This window comes from Streptomyces sp. NPDC054796, from assembly GCF_053611545.1.
This window is the reverse complement of record NZ_JBSHAO010000161.1, coordinates 1-1,845: the sequence shown is the minus strand read 5'-3', so window position 1 is coordinate 1,845 and position 1,845 is coordinate 1. Positions and strand designations below refer to the sequence as shown.

Here is a 1,845-nt window from a genome sequence, read left to right as displayed (position 1 = left end):
GAGGTGCCCACCAGTGGGCACCACCCACGTGCCATCGGTCACCTACCTCTGTGCATGCGCGTGGGACTCGATCGAGGGGAAGTCGCGGACGAAGAGTCCTCCGCCGGTGCCCGTGGCGATCCATCCCCGCTCGCGCCACGGCCGCAGCGCCGCCCCCACCGCGTTGCGGGACGCGCCGATCATCTGCGACAGCTCGGTCTGGGTCAGACGCACGACGTACTCGGTACCAGTAGCGGAGGAGGCATGTAGCAGCCGTCCGAGAGCCGAGGCCAGACGCGCTGGCACCGGGGCGGTGGCCATCTCCAGTCGGACCGTCTCCGCCTCACGCACCCGTGCGATGGCGTGCCGCAACAGCGTGGCCTGCAGCCCGTGGTGGTCCACGAAGGCGAGGAAATCAGGAGCGGGAACGACATGCACCCGGCACTCCTCGGCGGCGATGACCGACGCCGTCCTCGGTTCGCGGTCCAAGACAGCCAGTTCCCCCAGCAGCTCACCGGCGCCGCGCACTGCCAGCAGTGTCCTCTCCCCGTTTGATCCGGTCAGCGTCACCAGGATGGAGCCGGAGACCAGCACGAGGACATGCGTACCGGGGTCCCCTTGACGTAGCAGCACGCTCCGGGCCGGCCTCACGCGCACTGGGGCGAGGCCGCACATCTGCGACCACAGAGACTGACTGATGACACGGGCATGCGGCTGATACATGCTTCCCCCCGAACGCAGTGGCCGTCCGTCATGCCGCGATGTTCTCAAGCAGGGATGTACATGCTCAATAGCCCAATTCCGGCCATAGGCATAGCTGCTGACGTGAAGTCAGCAGCCCACCTGATGGCCCGGAACTTCCTGCTCGCCAGCCAGGTGAACAGCATCAGCCGCTCCGCCTCCACCCCCAGCTGCTCGTCGGCATCCACCAATCGCACGCCCGGTAACACTTCCTCATGCTGAGCACTAGCCCCTGCCCCCGCGCAGATGAACACCCTCAGACCACCCCCGCGCGGCAGGACAGGACGCACCGCCGAGATCGCGGCGACGAGCGCCGCACCCAGAAGAACAGCCGCACACACCAAGAACGCCACCGCTGGCCCACTGCGTTCCGATGCAGACGGCAGCACCGCCGTATCCAGAGCCAGCAGCCCACCCGCCACGCCGCACAACGCCGTCCCCTTCGCGTCGGCCCGCTGCACTTCCACGAACATCTCCGCTGCTTCAGCCCTTACCTCCAGTGCTGCTGCTCCGCCAGTGCGCTCCAAGTTTTCGCTGGCGTTGGACACGTCGCTCCTCCTTCGCTAGGTATCCCCGCGGCCATGCCTCTACCGTGCAGCACCCGCAGCACCCCCACTGCTCACTGCAGGGCACTGCACATAACGCGCTCGTCACAACTGGCAGAACACCGACCCGCACCCGCCTCGCTGACAGCAGTCCTGGGCCCGTCAGGGCCCAGGACACATCAGCCCGCAGCCAACGTCAGAGAGCCACACCGTGTCAGTATTCGTGCGGGGCCGGCAGGCCCGGCACACTGGCCGACCAACAAGCCCCTCCCGCCAGGGAGGGAAGGAGCCAACCCAAGTAACTGTGCAACCAACCTTTTATGACATCACAAGGTGCCGCCAGGCACCGACACTCACCAACACAACTTCAGGCCGTCAGGCCTGAAACCCAATGTGTCACTTAACGGGCCGTCAGGCCCGTTCCTCACTCACCAAGTTGGGCCCGCCAGGCCCCAACCCCATCCTCACCTCAACCACCACAATGCGTCATGCCGTCAGGCATGACGATGTGACACTTAACGGGCCGTCAGGCCCGTTAAGTTGTTGGCCGTCAGGCCAACATAAGAGCCGCCAGGCTCTC

2 protein-coding genes are annotated in these 1,845 nt (G+C 66.0%); both read right to left on the bottom strand.

Annotation, left to right across the window (positions count from 1 at the left end; translation table 11 throughout):
* Positions 1 to 42: 42 nt before the first annotated feature.
* Positions 43 to 654, bottom strand: coding sequence for a Crp/Fnr family transcriptional regulator (locus tag ACWGJ2_RS40370; protein ID WP_453351408.1), 612 nt, complete (start codon positions 652 to 654; stop codon positions 43 to 45).
* Positions 655 to 746: 92 nt separating this feature from the next.
* Entirely contained in the window at positions 747 to 1,268 is a 522-nt protein-coding gene (locus tag ACWGJ2_RS40365) for a Pycsar system effector family protein (RefSeq protein ID WP_453351407.1), read from the bottom strand.
* Positions 1,269 to 1,845: the final 577 nt, after the last annotated feature.